The organism is Brevundimonas sp. T2-11, assembly GCF_055397675.1.
Map to the genome: position 1 here is coordinate 1,059,383 of NZ_AP027920.1, position 18,474 is coordinate 1,077,856.

At 67.1% G+C, this 18,474-nt stretch carries 18 protein-coding genes and 1 tRNA gene; 4 read left to right on the plus strand and 15 right to left on the minus strand.

Features of this window, described 5'->3' with window-relative positions; all coding sequences use genetic code 11:
* Window positions 1-278 precede the first annotated feature (278 nt).
* The 6 genes from metH to ettA form a co-directional block, all read right to left on the minus strand.
* Window positions 279-2,945 (minus strand): methionine synthase, encoded by a 2,667-nt coding sequence (metH, locus tag ACZ5XO_RS05260; RefSeq protein WP_464164255.1) that lies wholly within the window; start codon window positions 2,943-2,945, stop codon window positions 279-281.
* Window positions 2,945-4,027 carry a homocysteine S-methyltransferase family protein gene (locus tag ACZ5XO_RS05265; protein WP_464164256.1) on the minus strand — a complete coding sequence of 361 codons (1,083 nt, stop codon included), beginning with the start codon at window positions 4,025-4,027 and terminating at the stop codon, window positions 2,945-2,947. Before ACZ5XO_RS05265 ends, metH begins: the two co-directional genes overlap by 1 nt.
* Window positions 4,028-4,219: 192 nt before the next feature.
* On the minus strand, window positions 4,220-5,176 hold the full coding sequence (gene metF / locus ACZ5XO_RS05270) for a methylenetetrahydrofolate reductase [NAD(P)H] (protein WP_464164257.1): 957 nt from the start codon (window positions 5,174-5,176) through the stop codon (window positions 4,220-4,222).
* Window positions 5,176-6,138 (minus strand): ArsR/SmtB family transcription factor, encoded by a 963-nt coding sequence (locus ACZ5XO_RS05275; RefSeq protein WP_464164258.1) that lies wholly within the window; start codon window positions 6,136-6,138, stop codon window positions 5,176-5,178. Before ACZ5XO_RS05275 ends, metF begins: the two co-directional genes overlap by 1 nt.
* 252 nt (window positions 6,139-6,390) lie before the next feature.
* Window positions 6,391-7,320 (minus strand): 2-hydroxyacid dehydrogenase, encoded by a 930-nt coding sequence (locus tag ACZ5XO_RS05280; RefSeq protein WP_464164259.1) that lies wholly within the window; start codon window positions 7,318-7,320, stop codon window positions 6,391-6,393.
* Window positions 7,321-7,417: 97 nt separating this feature from the next.
* A complete protein-coding gene (ettA, locus tag ACZ5XO_RS05285) occupies window positions 7,418-9,085 on the minus strand; it encodes an energy-dependent translational throttle protein EttA (RefSeq protein ID WP_464164260.1) in 1,668 nt (555 codons plus the stop codon).
* Window positions 9,086-9,264: 179 nt separating this feature from the next.
* Between ettA and ACZ5XO_RS05290 the strand changes: the two genes are divergently transcribed.
* Complete coding sequence (locus ACZ5XO_RS05290; RefSeq protein WP_464164261.1) at window positions 9,265-10,773, plus strand: serine hydrolase; 1,509 nt, start codon at window positions 9,265-9,267, stop codon at window positions 10,771-10,773.
* Here the strand turns inward: ACZ5XO_RS05290 and ACZ5XO_RS05295 are convergent.
* Window positions 10,770-11,594: an alpha/beta hydrolase gene (locus ACZ5XO_RS05295; protein WP_464164262.1), complete on the minus strand. Its 825-nt coding sequence runs from the start codon at window positions 11,592-11,594 to the stop codon at window positions 10,770-10,772. The genes ACZ5XO_RS05290 and ACZ5XO_RS05295 overlap by 4 nt on opposite strands.
* Window positions 11,595-11,850: 256 nt before the next feature.
* Here ACZ5XO_RS05295 and ACZ5XO_RS05300 point away from each other — a divergent pair, with 256 nt between their 5' ends.
* Complete coding sequence (locus tag ACZ5XO_RS05300; protein ID WP_464164263.1) at window positions 11,851-12,093, plus strand: hypothetical protein; 243 nt, start codon at window positions 11,851-11,853, stop codon at window positions 12,091-12,093.
* Window positions 12,094-12,127: 34 nt separating this feature from the next.
* Here the strand turns inward: ACZ5XO_RS05300 and ACZ5XO_RS05305 are convergent, their stop codons facing one another.
* The 8 genes from ACZ5XO_RS05305 to ACZ5XO_RS05340 form a co-directional block, all read right to left on the minus strand.
* Window positions 12,128-12,739: a TIGR02466 family protein gene (locus ACZ5XO_RS05305; RefSeq protein WP_464164264.1), complete on the minus strand. Its 612-nt coding sequence runs from the start codon at window positions 12,737-12,739 to the stop codon at window positions 12,128-12,130.
* A gap of 105 nt (window positions 12,740-12,844) precedes the next feature.
* Window positions 12,845-12,934: transfer RNA gene (locus ACZ5XO_RS05310), tRNA-Ser, on the minus strand.
* Between the two features lie 95 nt (window positions 12,935-13,029).
* A complete protein-coding gene (locus ACZ5XO_RS05315) occupies window positions 13,030-13,986 on the minus strand; it encodes an NUDIX hydrolase (protein ID WP_464164265.1) in 957 nt (318 codons plus the stop codon).
* Between the two features lie 7 nt (window positions 13,987-13,993).
* Window positions 13,994-14,587 carry a YfbR-like 5'-deoxynucleotidase gene (locus tag ACZ5XO_RS05320; protein ID WP_464164864.1) on the minus strand — a complete coding sequence of 198 codons (594 nt, stop codon included), beginning with the start codon at window positions 14,585-14,587 and terminating at the stop codon, window positions 13,994-13,996.
* Between the two features lie 156 nt (window positions 14,588-14,743).
* A complete protein-coding gene (locus tag ACZ5XO_RS05325) occupies window positions 14,744-15,658 on the minus strand; it encodes a methyltransferase type 11 (protein WP_464164266.1) in 915 nt (304 codons plus the stop codon).
* Between the two features lie 91 nt (window positions 15,659-15,749).
* Window positions 15,750-16,610, minus strand: a complete 861-nt coding sequence (locus tag ACZ5XO_RS05330; protein WP_464164267.1) for an AAA family ATPase — start codon at window positions 16,608-16,610, stop codon at window positions 15,750-15,752.
* A gap of 67 nt (window positions 16,611-16,677) precedes the next feature.
* Window positions 16,678-16,884 carry a hypothetical protein gene (locus ACZ5XO_RS05335; protein ID WP_464164268.1) on the minus strand — a complete coding sequence of 69 codons (207 nt, stop codon included), beginning with the start codon at window positions 16,882-16,884 and terminating at the stop codon, window positions 16,678-16,680.
* Window positions 16,881-17,393, minus strand: coding sequence for a hypothetical protein (locus ACZ5XO_RS05340; RefSeq protein ID WP_464164269.1), 513 nt, complete (start codon window positions 17,391-17,393; stop codon window positions 16,881-16,883). Before ACZ5XO_RS05340 ends, ACZ5XO_RS05335 begins: the two co-directional genes overlap by 4 nt.
* A 104-nt stretch (window positions 17,394-17,497) precedes the next feature.
* Here ACZ5XO_RS05340 and flbT point away from each other — a divergent pair, with 104 nt between their 5' ends.
* Entirely contained in the window at window positions 17,498-17,923 is a 426-nt protein-coding gene (gene flbT, locus ACZ5XO_RS05345; RefSeq protein ID WP_464164270.1) for a flagellar biosynthesis repressor FlbT, read from the plus strand.
* Entirely contained in the window at window positions 17,883-18,245 is a 363-nt protein-coding gene (gene flaF / locus ACZ5XO_RS05350; protein ID WP_464164271.1) for a flagellar biosynthesis regulator FlaF, read from the plus strand. The genes flbT and flaF overlap by 41 nt, the downstream gene beginning before the upstream one ends.
* Window positions 18,246-18,474: the final 229 nt, after the last annotated feature.

Sequence of the window (18,474 nt, forward strand, 5' to 3'; positions counted from 1 at the left end):
TGGGGGGCGGACCGAAAGGTCCGCCCCCTTTCTTTTGCGCCCAGGATCGGGGGTGAAGCCTTTCCACCAGGACCAGGCCATGAGCTTCGTGAAGGACGCGCGGGCGTCTCGCCCGGCGAACGGCCTGGCGCCTGGTTGGCCGTGAGGAAGGGCTGGTCGTGGCGCGCTCAGGCGTCCTCCCTCGTCAGCGACGTGGGGCGGTTGCGAAGACCCTGGGGCGATGGGGATCGCGAGGCGTCAAGGAGGCCTGCGATCGACGGCTTTCCTGGCGCGCGTCTTCAGGCGGCGGTGTCGCGCGCCGGGACGTCCGGATCATAGTTGAGGATGGGGGCCAGCCAGCGTTCGGCGGTTTCGACGTTCCAGCCCTTGCGGGCCGCGTAGTCCTCGATCTGATCGCGGTCGATCTTGCCGACGCCGAAATAGTGGCTGCCCGGGTGGCCGAAGTAGAGGCCGCTGACCGAGGCCGGGGGCGACATGGCGAAGGATTCCGTCAGCACCATCCCGGCGTTGTTTCCGGCGTCCAGCAGGCGGAACAGCGTCGCCTTTTCCGTGTGGTCGGGCTGGGCCGGATAGCCGGGCGCGGGGCGGATGCCCCGATACTTCTCTTCAATCAGATCCTGAACCGAGGTCTGTTCGTCGGGGACGTAGCCCCACAACTGGGTGCGCACTTCCTTGTGCAGGCGCTCGGCGAAGGCTTCGGCCAGGCGGTCGGCCAGGGCGGTGGCCATGATGGCGGAATAGTCGTCGCCCGCCGCCTTGAACTCGGCGGCCTTTTCCAGTTCGCCGTGACCGGCGGTGACGGCGAAGGCGCCCAGGTAGTCGGCGCCGTCTTCCGCCACGAAGTCGGACAGGCACAGGTTCGGCTTGCCGTTGGATTTCTTGATCTGCTGGCGCAGGCCGTGGAAGCGGGCGGCTTCGACCGAGCGACTCTCGTCGGTCCAGACCACCACGTCGTCGTCACGGGCGTTGGCGGGCCAGAAGCCGACGACGCCCTTGGCCGTGAACCATTTCTCTTCGACGATGCGCTTCAGCATGGCCTGCGCATCGCGGAACAGGTCTTTTGCCGCCTCGCCGACGATTTCGTCTTCAAGGATCAAGGGATAGCGGCCGATCAGCTCCCAGCTGGCGAAGAAGGGCGTCCAGTCGATGTGGTCGGCCAGATCCTGAAGATCCCAGGCCTCATAGGCGCGCACGCCGAGGAAGGACGGCGCCGGAGCCGGGCTTTGCGCCTCATCGGGCCGCCAGCGGTTGTCGCGCGCCTGTTGCAGGCTGGCGCGGGCCTTGACCTCCTGACCGCGGGCGTACTGTTCGCGGATGCGAATGTACTCGTCGCGGGTGGCCGCCTCGTTCTTCGCCTTGTCGGTGGGGGACAGCAGGCCCGACACCACGCCGACGGCGCGGCTGGCGTCGATGACATAGGTGGTCGAGCCCTTGCGATAGCCCGGCTCGATCTTGACCGCCGTGTGGGTGCGGCTGGTCGTGGCCCCGCCGATCAGCAGGGGAATGTCGAAGCCGCGCCGTTCCATCTCGCGGGCGACGAAGACCATCTCGTCCAGCGACGGCGTGATCAGACCCGACAGGCCGATGATGTCGACCTTGTGCTCGACGGCGGCGTCCAGGATCCGGTCGGCCGGGACCATGACGCCCAGATCGATGACCTCGTAGTTGTTACACTGAAGCACGACGCCGACGATGTTCTTGCCGATGTCGTGGACGTCGCCCTTGACCGTGGCCATCAGGATGCGGCCCGCCTGCTCGCGCGGCTTGCCGGCCTTTTCGGCCTCCATGAAGGGTTCCAGCCAGGCGACGGCCTGCTTCATCACGCGGGCGGACTTCACCACCTGCGGCAGGAACATCTTGCCCGAGCCGAACAGGTCGCCGACCACGTTCATCCCGTCCATCAGCGGACCCTCGATGACATGCAGGGGACGTTCGGAGGCCAGGCGGGCCTCTTCGGTGTCTGCCTCGATGAACTCGGTGATGCCGTGGACCAGGGCGTGGGCGATGCGGGCTGCGACGGGCTGCTCGCGCCAGCTCAGGTCGACGACGCGCGCCGCGCCCTTTTCGCCCTTGTAGCGGGGCGCCATGTCCACCAGCCGCTCGGTGTTGGACACGTTTGTCCGCTGCGGCCGGTTCAGGATCACGTCCTCGACCGCTTCTCGCAGCTCGGCGTCGATGTCGTCATAGACGGGCAGGTCGCCCGCGTTGACGATGCCCATGTCCATGCCGGCGTTGATGGCGTGATACAGGAAGACGCTGTGGATGGCCCGGCGCACCGGCTCGTTGCCGCGGAAGCTGAACGAGACGTTGGACACCCCGCCCGAGACGCGGGCGTAGGGCAGGGTGGCCTTGATGACCTTCGTCGCCTCGATGAAGTCGACGGCGTAGTTGTCGTGCTCCTCGATCCCCGTCGCCACGGCGAAGATATTGGGGTCGAAGATGATGTCTTCGGGCGGGAAGCCGACCTCGTTGACCAGGATGTTGTAGGCGCGGGTGCAGATCTCGATCTTGCGCGCGGCGGTGTCGGCCTGACCCACCTCATCGAAGGCCATGACCACGACGGCGGCGCCGTAGCGCAGGCATTTGATCGCGTGCTCGCGGAAGACGGCCTCGCCCTCCTTCATCGAGATCGAGTTGACGATCGGCTTGCCCTGAACGCACTTCAGGCCCGCCTCTATCACCTCCCACTTGGAGCTGTCGATCATCACCGGCACGCGGGCGATGTCGGGCTCTGCGGCGATCAGGTTGAGGAAGGTGCGCATGGCGACGGCGCCGTCCAGCAGGCCTTCGTCCATGTTGATGTCGATGATGGCGGCGCCGGCTTCGACCTGCTGGCGCGCGACGTCGAGGGCGGCGGTGTAATCGCCGTCCACCACCAGCTTACGGAACCTGGCCGAGCCGGTGACATTGGTCCGCTCGCCGACGTTGATGAAGACAGGACGCATCAGGCCACCAGCTCGAACGGTTCCAGCCCCGACAGGCGCATGGCCACCGGGCGTTCGGGAATCTCGCGCGGCTTCAGCGGGGCGACCTCTTCGGCGACGTGCCTGACGTGGTCGGGGGTGGTGCCGCAGCAGCCGCCGACGATGTTGACCAGGCCCGAGGCGGCCCATTCCTCGATGAAGTGGGCGGTTTCGTGCGGCTGCTCGTCGTACTGGCCCATGGCGTTGGGCAGGCCGGCGTTGGGATAGGCGGCGACCAGGGTGTCGGCCACGCGGCTCAGTTCAGCGATGAAGGGCCGCATCAGGTCGGCGCCCAGGGCGCAGTTGAAGCCGACGGCGAAGGGCTTGGCGTGACGCACGCTGTTCCAGAAGGCCTCGGCGGTCTGGCCGCTAAGGGTCCGGCCCGAACGATCGGTGATGGTGCCGGAAATCCAGATGGGCAGGGGAGGCAGCCCCTCGTCCTCAAGGTCCTTGATGGCCTTGATGCAGGCCTTGCAGTTCAGCGTGTCGGTGATGGTTTCGATCAGATAGAGGTCGACGCCGCCCTCGTTCAGGGCCTTCACCTGATGGCGATAGGCCTCATAGACCTCGTCGAACGTCACCAGCCGCGCGCCGGGATCGTTCACGTCCGACGACATGGACAGCATCTTGTTCAGCGGGCCGATGGAGCCGGCGGCGAAGCGCGGCTTGTGCGGCTCTTTGACCGTCCAGCGGTCGGCGGCGGCGCGGGCCAGTCTGGCGCCTTCCAGATTGATGTCCCAGACCGCCTGGGCGTCCAGCTTGTAGTCGTCCTGGGCGATGACGGTGGCCGAAAAGGTGTTGGTCTCGCTGATGTCGGCGCCCGCGGCGTAATACTGGTCGTGCAGGTCGGCGATGATGTCGGGGCGGGTGATGCAGAGGATGTCGTTGTTCCCCTTCATCTGGTCCTTTTCGTCGTAGCCGTTGGCCGCGACGAAGCGGTCGCCGCGGAAGTCGGCTTCCTCCAGCCCGCGCCGCTGGATCATCACGCCCCACGATCCGTCGAGGACCAGGATGCGCTCCCTGGCCGCCGCGTGCAGGGCGGCGATGCGGTCTTGGCGGGTCATCAGCAGGCTCTTGCGAAGCCCTCCCCCTCGAGGGGGGAGGGTTGGGTGGGGGTGTAGGCGCCGGTCATGGCGTTTGCGCGCCGGAGGCTCGGGTTTTGGGGCGAGGCCTCAAGCGCCATGTTCTGAAGACGACGCGCGCTCACCCCATCCCCCGACCCCTTCCCCCTTGAGGGGAAGGGGAGCTGAATTGGGCTAGGCATCGGCTCGCGCCTCACGCACGCCCAGCACCCGGCAGATGGCGTAGACCAGCTCGGCGCGGTTCAGGGTGTAGAAGTGGAAGTCCGAGAAGCCTTCTTCCTGCAGGCGTGCGCAGGTCTCGGCGGCGATGGAGGCGGCCAGCAGCTTGCGGGTCTCGGGGTCGTCATCCAGCCCGTCGAAGTGGGCCGCCAGCCAGCCGGGAATAGAAGCGCCGCAGGCGGCGCTCATCCGGCTCAGGCCCTTGAAGTTGGACACCGGCATGATCCCGGGGATCAGGGGGATGGTCACACCCGCCGCCCGCACCCGGTCGCGGAAACGCAGGAAGGCTTCGATGTCGAAGAAGAACTGGGTCACGGCGCGCGTGGCGCCCGCGTCCACCTTGGCCTTCAGCACCTCGATGTCGTGGTCGATCGACGGGCTTTCCGGGTGCTTCTCGGGATAGGCGCCGACGGTGATGTCGAAGCCGCCGACGCGACTGATGGCTCGAGACAGTTCTGTGGCGTTGGCGTAGCCGTCGGCGCGGGGCGCATAGGCGCCGCCGATGCCGTCTCCACCGGGCGGGTCGCCGCGCAGGGCGACGATGTGATCTACGCCGATGGCCTTGTAGCCCTCGATGACCTCATCGACCTCATCGCGGCTGGCCTCGACGCAGGTCAGGTGGGCGGCGGGACGCAGGGCGGTCTCGCTGATGATCCGCTGGACGGTGCGGTGGGTCCGTTCGCGCGTCGAGCCGCCCGCGCCATAGGTGACGGAGACGAAGGCCGGGTTCAGCGGCTCCAGCCGACGGATGGCGGACCAGAGATTGGCCTCGGCCTCGTCCGACTTGGGCGGGAAGAACTCGAAAGAGACGTTGACGGCGTTGCGATTGGAACCGGCGCGGGCGACCGGGCCCAGCGGCGACAGCAGCAGGGCTCGGGCTTCGGCCAGATTGAGTGCGGCGGGGGAGGGCATCAGGCGGACTTTCGAGCAGGGGCGGCGGCGCGTTCGCCGGTCCAGATGTGGACGGTCAGACCCTCGGTGTCGGGCGGCAGGGCGACGGGGGCGTCGGCGGTCAGGCCCGCGTCGGCCAGCCAGCCCTGGATTTCCTCGTCGGCGAAGCCCAGGCGACGGTGCTGGTGCGCCTCGCGCAGCTGCTCCAGTTGGTGCGGGGCGAAGTCGACGATCAGCAGCTTGCCGCCCGGCATGACCAGACGCGCCGCCTCGGCCACGGCGGCGGCGGGATCGGCCAGGTAGTGCAGGACCTGATGCACGATCACCAGGTCGGCGCTGCCGTGCGGCAGGCGGGTCGAGAAGATGTCGCCGTGACGCAGTTCAACCTTGTCCAGTCCGGCCTTGGCGACATTGGCGCGGGCGATGTTCAGCATGTTCTGCGACAGGTCGAGCCCGACCGACATCTTCGCCTTCTTGCCGAACAGGGTCAGCATCCGGCCCGAGCCGGTGCCCAGGTCGACGACGCGTTCGAACGGACCGGGACCGGCCGCCTGTTCGACGGCGGTCTCGACCGCGCTCTCGCAGACATAGAGGCTGCGCATCTGGTCCCACTGGGGCGCGACCTGTTCGAAGTAGCGGGCGGCGTCGATGGCGCGCTCCTTGCGCACCTCGTCCAGACGGCGATGGTCGGCCTCGCCCTCGGCGTCGTCCAGCAGGTCCAGAACGGTGTCGATCAGGCGGCGCGACAGGGCGTCGTGCGACAGGCGGTAGAAGACCCGCGCCCCGTCCGGGAATCGTTCAATAAGGCCCGCGTCCGCCATCAGCTTCAGGTGACGCGACACGCGCGGCTGGCTCTGGTCCAGAACCCGCGACAGCTCCATGACCGACAGCTCCTCCGCCGCGAGCAGGGACAGCACCCGCAGGCGGGTCGGTTCGCCCGCAGCGCGCAGGGCCTCGACGGTCTGGTCAGCAGTCAGTGTCATAAGGTCGTATAAAGATATCCTTATACGATTATGCAAGCAAAAACTGGCTGCGAATGGGGACTATCGCCCGGTGCGCTGCACGGATCGTTCGCAACGTGGGCAAAGTCGAACAGTGGTCTGCTTTCCTCCCCATGAAATGGGGAGGGGAACCGCGTAGCGGTGGAGGGGCTGGTTGATTGAAGGTCGCCCCTCCGTCACGACGGCTTCGCCGACGCGCCACCTCCCCATTTCATGGGGAGGAGAAGCGATGACTCAGCTCTCGACGGGCGTCTTCAGCGGCTCGCCCGCGAAATGGGCCGACAGGTTCTGGAGCAGCAGCATCAGCATCCCCTGAACCGCCTCGGTCGTGGCGCCGGCGGTGTGGGGCGTCAGGACGGTGTTGGGCACAGCGGCCCAGCGCGCGGCGTCGGTCGGTTCGGTCTCGAAGACGTCGAGGGCGGCCCCGCCCAGCCGCCCGTCGCGCAGGGCGGCGATGACGGCGTTTTCGTCCACCAACTGGCCGCGCGCGACATTGACCAGCAGGCCCGACGGGCCGAGGGCCTCAATCACCTCGGCCGAGATCAGGCCGCGGTTGGTTTCGTCCGCACGACAGGCGACGACCAGGACGTCCGAGGCGCGGGCCAGGTCCAGCAGGCTGTCGGCGCGGGGCCAGGGGGCTTCTTTCGCGCGCGGCGCCCACCACTGGACCTTCATCCGCATGACCTCGGCGCGGCGGGCCACGGCCTCGCCGATGGCGCCCAGGCCGACGACGCCGATGGTCTGCCCGCCCAGTGACGGGGTGATGGTCTTGGACGCGGGGGTCCAACCGCCGGCGCGGAGCTGACGGTCGCCCTCGGCGATCTGACGACGCGCGGCCAGGATCAGGCCGAGGGCGTGATCGGCGACGTCTTCGTGGTTGATGGCGGGGGCGTGGGTGACGGGCAGGCCGCGCGCCCGGCACCACTCCACATCGATGCCGTCATAGCCCGAGGTGAAGCAGGCGATCAGCGACAGGTTGGGCAGGCGCTCGATCAGGTCCTTGTCCAGTTCGAACTCGCCGGCCACGACCAGGACGCGCACGTCGGCGGCGGCCTCGATCGGCGGCCCCTCCCAGAAGCGATAGACGTCATAGGCGCCTTCGAGAAAGACGCTGAGCGGCGCGAGGTGCCGCTGCATGATCAGGATGGCGGGACGCTGGGTCATGGCGTCAGACTAACCCGGTTCCGCCAGAGCGCCAGCGGCCAAAGAAAAACGGCCCCCCGATCGCTCGGAGGGCCGCCTCATTCAGATTAACGCCGGATCAGCGACCGAACTTCTGGTGCTGGATGCGCTTGGGAATAATGCTGTCGGCGCCCAGGCGGCGCATCTTGTCCTGTTCGTAGGCTTCGAAGTTGCCTTCGAACCATTCCACGTGGCCGTCGCCTTCGAAGGCGAGGATGTGGGTGGCCAGACGGTCCAGGAACCAGCGGTCGTGGGAGATGACCACGGCGCAGCCGGCGAACTCCTCCAGAGCCTCTTCGAGGTTCTGCAGGGTTTCGATATCCAGGTCGTTGGTCGGTTCGTCGAGCAGGATCAGGTTGCCGCCGGCGGCCAGGGTCTTGGCCAGGTGGACGCGGTTGCGTTCACCACCGGACAGTTGACCGACCTTCTTCTGCTGATCACCGCCCTTGAAGTTGAAGCTGCCGACATAGGCGCGGCTGTTAATCTCGCGCTTGCCGACCATCATGATGTCGGTGCCGCCCGAGATGGCCTGCCAGATGGTGTCGTCCGGCTTCAGGTCGTCGCGCGACTGGTCGACATAGGCCAGCTTGACGGTCTCGCCGACCTTGATCGAGCCGCCGTCCGGCTGTTCCTGGCCGGTGATCAGCTTGAACATGGTCGACTTGCCGGCGCCGTTGGGGCCGATGACGCCGACGATGCCGTTGGGCGGCAGCTTGAAGGTCAGGTTGTCGAACAGGGTCTTGTCGCCATAGGACTTCTTCAGGCCCTCGACCTCCAGAACCACATTGCCCAGGCGCGGGCCGGGCGGGATCTGGATGACGGCGAAGGACTGGGCGGCGCGGCTGTTTTCCTGCTCGGCGACCATCTTCTCATAGGCGGCCAGACGGGCCTTGGACTTGGCCTGACGGGCCTTGGCACCCGAGCGGACCCATTCCAGTTCGCGGGTGAGGGCGCGCTGGCGGGCTTCCGATTCCGACTGCTCCTGCACGACGCGCTTCTGCTTGGCCTCCAGCCACGAGGAGTAGTTGCCCTCGTGCGGGTGGCCCTTGCCGCGGTCCAGCTCCAGGGTCCACTTGGTGACCTGATCCAGGAAGTAGCGGTCGTGGGTGACCAGGATGACGCAGCCCGGGAAGTTCTCCAGGTGGTGCTGCAGCCAGGCGACGGATTCGGCGTCCAGGTGGTTGGTCGGTTCGTCCATCAGCAGCATGTCGGGCTTGGACAGCAGCAGGCGGGCCAGGGCCACGCGGCGCTTTTCACCGCCCGACAGGTTGGTGACTTCCCAGTCGTCCGGCGGGCAGCGCAGGGCGCCCATGGCCTGGTCGATGCGGCTGTCGATGTCCCAGACGTCGCCGGCGTCGATCTTCTCCTGGAGGGCGGTCATCTCCTCCATCAGCTCGTCGGTGTAGTTTTCGCCCAGTTCGTTGGCGACTTCGTTGAAGCGGTTGACCCACTGCTTCTCTTCGCACCAGGCCTCGACGTTCTGGCGAACGTTCAGGCTGTCGTCGAGCTTGGGCTCCTGCTCCAGATAGCCGCGCTTGACGCCGTCAGCGGCGCGGGCCTCGCCCTGGAACTCGCTGTCCAGGCCGGCCATGATCTTCAGCAGGGTGGACTTACCCGAGCCGTTGACGCCGACGACGCCGATCTTGGCGTCGTTGTAGAAGCTCAGCCAGATGTTCTCGAAGATCTTCTTGCCGCCAGGGAAGGTCTTGGTCAGACCCTGCATCTGGAAAATATATTGCTGCGCCATGAGGTGCGTTTACGCCCTGTCGTCTGATCTGATGGGGAGGTTGACGCGGGATGTAGCCGTCGCGGACCCTTTGGGCAAATCTCTAGACGCAAGGCGGGGCGGTTTGAAGGCGCGCTGCATCCGTTCCGGCCGGTCGCGGCCTCTACCCGGCAGCCCGTTGGGGGCAGGGAGCGGCTTTCATGAGATCATGGGCGAAGGGCGGACTGCTGGCGGTGGTGCTGGTCTGCGGCGCGGGGAAGGCTAGCGCTCAGGATCGAGAAGCCCTCGGTCCGGCTATGGACGCTTTCGCAGGACGGGCGATGCAGCGGCTGGAGGCGGCGCCCGGTCTGGCGTTCGCTGTGGTCGATGAAGAGGGGCTGGTTCACGCGGCGGGCTTTGGAGTCGCGGACGTGGGAACGGGCGCAGCCGTCACGACGGACACGCGATTCTACATCGCCTCGGCCACCAAGGCCTTCACCGCCCTGTCCGTCGCCGCCATGGCCCAGCGAGGCGAGGTCGATCTGGACGCGCCCCTGGCCGACTGGGCGCCGCCGTCCGGCGTGCCGGCCGACATCGCGGGCCGGATCACCCTGACCGACCTGCTGAGCCATCGTTCGGGCGTGGACAATGGGCCCATCGCCTTTCGCCTCGCCTATTCGGGGGACTGGACGCCGGAGGAGCTGTGGCGGCTGACGGCGGAGACGCAGCCGCGCGACACGCCCTATGGCCAGTTCGTCTACGCCAACTCGGGCTACAACCTCGCCACGGTGCTGATGGAGCGTCGATGGGGCCGCGACTGGCGCGAACTGGTCGAGGACGAAGTCCTGACGCCGCTGGGCATGACCGCCACGACCGCCCGCATCGACGAGGCGCGTGCGGCGGGGCTGGTGGTCGCCGCCGGTCATTTCGGACGGATCCCCGGCCAGCCGGAGCGTTCACCCCTGCAGAAGACCGACGCCACCATGCAGTCGGCGGGCGGGCTGATCTCGACCGCGAAGGACATGGCGATCTGGCTGGAGGTCCAGATCAGCGACGGTCGGGTCGGCGGACGTCAGGTGTTTCCGGCGGGTCTGATCGCCTCGACCCATGCATCTCGGGTGGCGCAGGACGCGACCTTTGGCCCCTATGTCCGCAACGGCTATGGCCTGGGTTGGCAGGTCGGGCGCTATGGCGACGATGTGCTGATCCACCACTTCGGCAACTTCTCGGGCTCGCGCGCCCATGTCTCCTTCATGCCCGAGCGCCGTCTGGGCGTGGCGGTCATGGTCAATGAGGACGCCTTCGCCGGGGATCTGGCCGATCTGGTCGCCAACTACGCCTATGACTGGTTCGCGGGTCTGCCCGATATCGAGGCGGTCTATGACGCCAAACTCGACGCCCTGATGATCGAGCGCGACCGCCGCCGCGCAGGCGTCGCCGGCGCCGTGGAAGCGCGGGCGAAACGACCGCGCACCCTGTCGCTGCCGAATGCGGCCTACGTCGGCGACTACGTCAATCCGGCCTATGGAACCCTGACGATCCGCGAGGCGGGCGAGCGCTTGTCGGTCGCCATCGGCGTGCAGCAGGCCCTGGCGGAATACCTGACCGAACCGGAGGGTCTTCGCGTCGAGCTGACGCCGTTCCGGGGCGAGGGCGTCGTGTTCAAACTGGGCGCCGATGGCCGCCCGGCTTCGCTGACCTATCAGGATGCGGTCTTCGCGCGGCGCTAGGGTCTGGCGGGCAGGACCGCCATCAGGGCGCGGGTGAAGCCGACGGGGGCGACCGTCAGGTGGTCCTCGTTTTCCAGCACCGTCGATTGCACGCTGAGGCCCGGATAGGCGCGCGATTTCAGCAGCCTTTCCATGGTGCGCATGTCGCCGACCATGTCCGTCTCATTGGCGTGCCGGGCGGTGGGGCCGGGGCCTTCGAAGGCCCCGACATACATGAAGACCTCGGCGGGCAGGTCGCGATGGGTGCGGGCGTAATCCGCCTCCATCTTCATCATGTGGCGCTTGTCGTACCAGAAGGAGGGGCTGCCCAGGACATAGCCGCTGAACATCGTCGGATCGGTGAACATGATCTGGGCGCCCAGCAGACCGCCGTAGGAGTGGCCCAGCAGGACGCGTCGCGCCGGATCGGTGCGGAACTTCTGCTCCACGAAGGGCAGGGCTTGGGTTTTCAGATAGGTCTGATAGGCCGCGCCGCCGCCGTGAACGGCGTCGCCCGAACTGCGCGGGCCGTTGGGCGTAGGCGTATAGTCGCGGCGACGGCTGTCGGCGCCGCCGTCGCCCTTGGCGTAGGACAGGCCGATCAGGATGAACTCCTCGATCACCGGCCCGTCCAGATTCACCCGCCGGGCGATCTGGCGGATGATGGGGAAGGCGTAGTCCGCATCGGTGACATAGAGGACCGGGTAGCGGCGGTTCGGCTCGGTCTCATAGCTGGCGGGCAGGCTGACGAAGACCTCGTATTCACGACCCGAGACGGGATCGGGCACGCTCCAGACCTGGGTGCCGGTCAGCACATAGGGCGCGCCCTCGGCAGGGCTCACCGTCTGGGCGTCAGCCCTGGGCGAGCAAGCCGGCAGTATGAGAGCGACAGCAAATGACAGCGCCAGGACGGCCGTGCGTGGTGTTTTCATCATCTGCGTCATTCCCCCTGAAAGCTTCACTGCAGGGGAGACTGATGAAGAATGTGGCGATGGTGCGGCGTTATGGCTGAGGTGTTGCCAGAAATACAACTTGAGATTGTCGTTGGGTTGTAGTCCTCTTTTCGTGCGCAATGAGGCGCAACAGGAGGGAAAGTCGATGAGGATTTCGCGTCTTGCGGCCTTGGCCGTGCTGTCGATCGCAGCCGTCTCTGGCGCGGCCAGCGCCCAGCAATGGCCGGGCCGTGGCCCGGTCGAGCAGGGGCATGTGTCGTATCACTACAATCAGGAGTTCGAGCCCCGCATCCTGGTCGCGACTTCGGGTCAGAACTGCGACGGCAGCACCTATCACTACCCCCTGCAGTTGGGGCAGCACATCGAGACCTTCTACTTCGACTGCTGATCGCAGGGGCGCTCGCGCGATCCGCGCGGGCGCCTCAGGCGTAGTTGAAGCTGATCGAGATACGCTGTTCCTCGGCGCGGTTGGCCGGCACCTCGTGGCGCAGCCAGCTTTCCCACATCAGAATCGTGCCGGAGGCGGGCTTCAGATAGACGAACGGCTTCTCGGCCTCGCTCGCCTCGGCGGTCAGGCCGGGGCGGGCCATCATCATGACCAGGCGCGGATCCTCGATCTTCAGCGAGGAAGCGCCGTCGGGCACGTGGATATAGATGGTGCCGGAAATGATGGCGTGGGGGTGGATGTGGCCGGTGTGGCCGCCGCCGGGCATCAGGACGTTGACCCACAGATTATCCAGCCTGGGCTTCCTCGCCAGGTCGAAATGCAGGGCCTTGGCGTAGGCGGCGGCGTGCCTGTCCAGCAGCTTCTTCAGCTCGGCGAATTCAGGGAAACGGTGCGGCAGGTCGTTGATCGAGCCGTAGGAGGTGTAGCCCGGATAGTGGTTGGCCTTGCACCACTCGATCCCGGCTTCGTCCTCCTCGGCCATGACCAGGCAGAGGTCTAGGATTTCCTCGTGCAGTTCGGGCCAGGCGGGCAGGGCAGCCAGCGAGGCGTCATAGACCTGGGTCGGGAAGAGAGAGCGCAGGGACATGGGCTCGCCATAGCGGTTCTTGCGCTGCGAGGCGACCCGTACCGGCCTGTGTCCTGGATCGAAGCAGCGCCCCGAAGGGCTGTCTCATGCGCTTCAGAAGGCCGGTGGCGGAGAGGGTGGGATTCGAACCCACGGTACGCTTCCACGTACGCCGCATTTCGAGTGCGGTACATTCGACCACTCTGCCACCTCTCCGCGGGGCCGATATTCGCTTGGTCGAGCGAGGGGCTTCTCTAGTCAAAGGCGGCGCGGGCCGCAAGCGATTCCAGCGAAGAAATTCGACAAAAGTTTCAGCGCTGTCCGGGCAGGGTCAGGCCGGAGGCAGGACCGCCCAGCGGATCGCCGCCGACGAAGCGGAACAGTTCGGCCGGGCGACCGCCGGTGTCGCTGGAGAACACCCCTGTGGCCTGGACCAGACCGGCGCGTTCAACGCCCCGGCGGAAGTTCTGCTTGTGCAGGGACAGGCCTGCCACGGCCTCGGCCGCCGCCTGCAGGGCGGACAGGGTGAAGGTGTCCGGCGTCAGGTCGAACAGGACCGGGCGGTACTTCAGCTTGCTGCGCAGGCGACCCAGGGCTGTGGCGACGATGCGGCGGTGGTCCGAGGCCATCGGCAGGTCGGGCAGGGCTGGCGGCGCGGCGCGGTCGTGGTCGCGGGCGGATTCGGCGACCAGACCGGCCTCGTAGAGCAGCTCGTAGCGCTCCAGGACCCTTTCCTCGTTCCAGCGGCGTTCCGGCGTCAGGGCGAACAGGGTCTCGGCCCGGCCCAGGCGGCGGGCGTCGCCGTCGGCCCAGGCGCGCAGGGCGGGCGCCAGGGTCGCCATCACGGCGGGCGGCCCGTCGCGCCAGTCCTCCCAGGGGAAGATGTCGAAGACGGGGGTCCAGGCGGCGTCCAGGCCGGGGGCCTCGGGCGCGTCGGCGGTCAGGGCCAGATAGCCGACCGAGACCTCGCGGGCGCGCTCAGGCCCCGGCGTGGCGCGCGGCGAGGCGCGGCCCGCGTCGCCGAAGGTGTAGAGCTGTTCGACGAAGCCGAGCGGAAAGCCGGTCTGCTCGGTGACGAAGGCGCGCAGGGCCAGTTCGAAGGTGCGGTCGCGGGCCGGGTCGAAGGGGCCGAAGGGCAGGGCCGGGGCGCCGTCGGCGGCGTGGGTGGTCAGGACCACGGCCTGACCGGCGCGCAGGGCGATGACCACGGCCGACAGGCCGATCCGCACGCCCTGTTCCTTGCCCTGAAGCGCCCCCGCCTGCGTCATGCAGCCCCTATTCCGTGTGCCAGGCGTCGGCGCCGGGCAGGATGCCGACAGCTTCGGCCAGAACGCGGTAGCGGTCCAGATAGCGTTGCTGCGCCACCGAGGCGGGCAGGGGGTCGATGATCAGGTCGTAGCCGGCGGGCGGGGCGCCGAAGATCTGCAGCGACTCGCGCTTGTTGAAGCCCGCCAACTGGGTGGCCTCATAGAAGGCGCAGGCGCGGTCGGCCTTCTTGATCAGGGTCTTGATCGTCTGCGGGGTCTTGGGCGGCAGCTGGAAGCGGACGTGGATGGCGGCTTCCAGTCGGGCTTCGAAGTCCTTGTAGCCGGCGCCGAGGGCCGACTTGAACGGCGAGATCATGTCGCCGATTACGTATTCCGAGGCGTCGTGCAGCAGGGCGGCCAGGCGCCACTTGGGCTCCAGCCCCGGCCGGATGTGGGCGGCGATCTCCTCGACCACCAGGGAGTGCTGGGCGACCGAGAAGGCGTGCTCGCCGATGGTCTGGCCGTTCCAGCGGGCGACGCGGGCCAGGCCGTGGGCGATGTCCTCGATCTCGATGTCGAAGGGCGAGGGGTCCAGCAGGTCGAGGCGACGGCCCGACAGCATCCGCTGCCAGGCGCGCGGGGGCTTGGGCGTCTTGGGCTTGGGCCTGGGGGCCAGTTCTTCGTGTTCTTCAGCCAAGTTCGGGGTCCTGCGCATGGGGCAGGTGAGGTGACGCATCCCGAACGCCCGATCAAGGGCAAGCGTTGCGATTCGTGGGGGTTAATCCCCGACGTTCAGCGTCACCAGGGCCTTGGCGGCCTCGAACACACGGTTTTCGTTACGATCCTTGCCGCGCACGGTGGCGACGACGATGGGGCCGCCCGAGGGGCCGCGCGCCTCATAGCCGACCACGCGCCAGCCGGTGGTCGAGGACTGGTCGGCGGTCATCAGGAAGGTGGCTCGGACCGCTTCACCCGGCGAACTGGTGCGGATGCGGGCGCCGCCGTCGTTGGCGTCGATGGTCACGGCCTCGTTTCCGGATTCGGCGTCCGAGCGGATCTTGACCTGGCTGTTCCTGTCGTCGGCGCGGATAGTGATGCCGCCGATCCGGATGTTGGCGCGGTCGCCGTCGGCGTCGATACGCATGCCTGGCAGGCGGACAGTCGCCTTGTCGCCCTGGGCGTCGATACGCATGCCCGGCGCGCTGACATGGGCCGTATCCGCAGCGGCGTCGGCGGCGGCTTCCGCCTCGAGAGCGGCGCGTTCGGCGTCGGCGCCCGCCCGTTCGGCGTCGGCTTCGGCCCGGGCGGCGTCAGCTTCGGCGCGATCCGCCTCCGCGCGCGCACGGTCTTCGCTGGCGCGGGCTTGCGCCAGGGCTTCGGGCAGGTCGGCGGACAGGCGCGTTTCGAAGTCCTTCAAGGCGTCATGAACCGAGCGGCCGTTCAGCGACACCAGGTGCAGGGTCACTTCCGAACCCCGCGGGCCGCTGTAGACGCAGGTGTTTCCATCAGCCTGGGCCGAGCCCTTGCGCGTCAGAACGCCTTGGGTCTGCGGGCATTGCAGGGCGTCGACGACCTTGAGCACGCCCGCCGCATCCTTGCCGGACGAGGTCGTGGTGATGCGCACCGCGCCGCCGTTGTCGCAGGCGGCGGTCATGAGCGCGAGCGCGCAGACGGGCCAGAGGAGATGATGCATGGTCGGCTCCTGTTCGGGTCCGATTGTGCGCGCAAGGCGCGGCTATTCCAGTGAAATCGCGGTAATCGACGGCGGCGGCGTCGTGGCCGTCTCAGGAACCGGGCCTGGCGCCTTCGCGACGGTTCAGGAAGGCCAGACGCTCGAACAGATGCACGTCCTGCTCGTTTTTCAGCAGGGCGCCGTGCAGGGGCGGAATCAGCTTGCCCGGCGTCTTCTCGCGCAGGGTTTCGGGCGAGACGTCATCGACCAGCAGCAGCTTGAGCCAGTCCAGCAGTTCCGAGGTCGAGGGCTTCTTCTTCAGACCCGGCGTGTCGCGGATCTCGTAGAAGGTCTTCAGCGCCTCGGACACCAGGCGCGGCTTGATGCCGGGGAAGTGGACCTCGACGATGTCCTGCATGGTCTCGGCGTCGGGGAAGCGGATGTAGTGGAAGAAGCAGCGGCGCAGGAAGGCGTCGGGCAGTTCCTTCTCATTGTTCGACGTGATGACGACGACGGGGCGGACCTCGGCGCGGATCGTCTCGTCGATCTCCTGAACGTAGAACTCCATACGGTCGAGTTCCTGCAGCAGGTCGTTGGGGAACTCGATGTCGGCCTTGTCGATCTCGTCGATCAGCAGGACGGGGCGGACAGGGGCGGTGAAGGCCTCCCACAGCTTGCCCTTCTTCAGGTAGTTGCGGACGTCGTGGACGCGCTCGTCGCCCAGCTGGCTGTCACGAAGGCGCGATACGGCGTCGTATTCATAGAGGCCGTTGTGGGCCTTGGTGGTCGACTTGACGTGCCAGGTGATCAGCGGGGCGTTCAGCGCCCGCGCCAGTTCATAGGCCAGGACCGTCTTGCCGGTGCCGGGCTCGCCCTTGATCAGCAGGGGACGCTCCAGCGCCACCGCGGCGTTGACCGCGACCTTCAGATCGTCGGTGGCGATGTAGTCGGACGTGCCTTCGAACCGGCTCATGAACAGGCTGCTCCAATCGGGGGACAGCAGCAGGTAGCTTATCAAGACGCGCCTGAACAGACTGCGGTCAGGTGATGCGCTTGGCCGAGACGGGGTCGCTGGCGGGGAAGGTTTCCTCGACGCCTTCGTCGATCAGGGCTTCCTGGCGGTTCTCCGCTTCCTTTTCCTTGTCCTTCAGCTGGTCCGGCTTGCCTTCCTCGCGGGGCGCCTTCTTGGCGGGCGGGGTGTTGGGGTCGGCGTCTTCGTGGGCCCTGGTCGGGTGATGTTCGCTCATGCTCGCTCCTCGCTTTCGGGGCCGTAGCCCAGATCTTCGATGTCGTCGTCGGAGAGGCGCCGGGCCTCCCAGTGGGCCGCGCTGGCCTGGGCGCCGCGTTGATTGCGCATCAGTCCGGCGTAGACCAGTTCGATCTCTTCGGGGCTGGAACCGACTTCGCCGTTGGCGTCGGTCTCGCTCAGACGGATCGAATCGACTCCCAGCAGGGCGTCGGCTTCCGCCTCCACGCCGTCCAGGGCCAGGTTGCGTTCGAGATCGGGGTCATCCTCGTCGAAGGCCTCGTCGTCGGCGTCGCCGTCCGTCTGGGTGACGTCCAGAACATCATCGACCTCGTCCAGCGACAGGTCGCCGTCGCCTTCGTCGTCGATGTGGGTCTCGTCATAGACCTCGGCCTGGTCCTGAGCATCGAAATCGGTTTCCGGTCTGCCCATCTGCGCCTCCTTGCTGAAGACGTAACGGCGCAGGCTGGCGCGCCGTTCCTTTGCGGCGTGCGGGACGAAAGCGCACACACGGGGTTTTCCTCAGGGGCAGGGGAAGAGATGGTTAACCACGTCGCTTTACAGTTCTTCAGCCGCCCGCCGTCCAGGTTGCCGGTGCGCCATGGAGATTCCCTTTGCCGCTGAAACTATCGCTCAAGCCCGGCGAAAAATTCGTCCTGAACGGCGCCGTCGTCCAGAATGGCGACCGGCGCGGCGTCCTGGTCCTGCAGAACAAGGCCAGCGTCCTGCGCGAGAAAGACATCATGCAGCCCGAGGACGTCACCACGCCCGCGCGCCGCATCTATTTCCCCGTCATGATGATGTATCTGGACGAGGCCGAGGCGCCGAAATTCTATGACGAGTTCGCCCTGCGCCTGACGGAGTTCATGGGAGCGATCCGCAACCCGGATATCCTGGCGGAATGCGTCGCCTGCTCCAAGCACGTGCTGGCGCGGCAGCACTACAAGGCCCTGATGGGCGCCCGTAAAATCGTCGATTACGAAGACCAAAGGCTCGGCAATGTCGCTTCAAGCGTACAAGACAGCGGCGACGCGGGCTGAATCACCGCGCGAAATGGAATACCGGCTGTTCGGTCAGGTGACGCGCGCCCTGATGCATGCGTCCACCGTCGACAAGGCGGACATCACCACCCGGATCGATGCGATCGACTGGAACCGTCGGCTGTGGTCGACCCTGTCCACCTCGTGCAGCGAGCCGTCCAATGCGATGCCCCAGGCGCTGCGGGCGCAGATCATTTCGCTGGACCTGTTCATCGGTCGTCACAGCTCGGCGGTGATGCGCGGCGACGGCGACTTCGAGACCCTGATCGATATCAACCGCATGGTCATGCAGGGTTTGGCGGGGCCGGCCCAGGCGGCCTGATCACGAAGGCGGGAGCGGCCTTTACGCGGGGGCGTGAGCGGACCTAGCCTGACCTTCCTGTTCAGCAGTCGAAAGGAGGTGGCCAGTGTCTCATTGTCATCCATCGCGAGCGAAGGCCGCGATCTGGACCTCTCGGGAGGCCCGGGCCTGATCCTTCGGGAAGGCAGCGGTCAGGCCGTTCGCGGTCCGACAATGAAGCGCCGCCGGGTTGACCCGGCGGCGCTTTTTT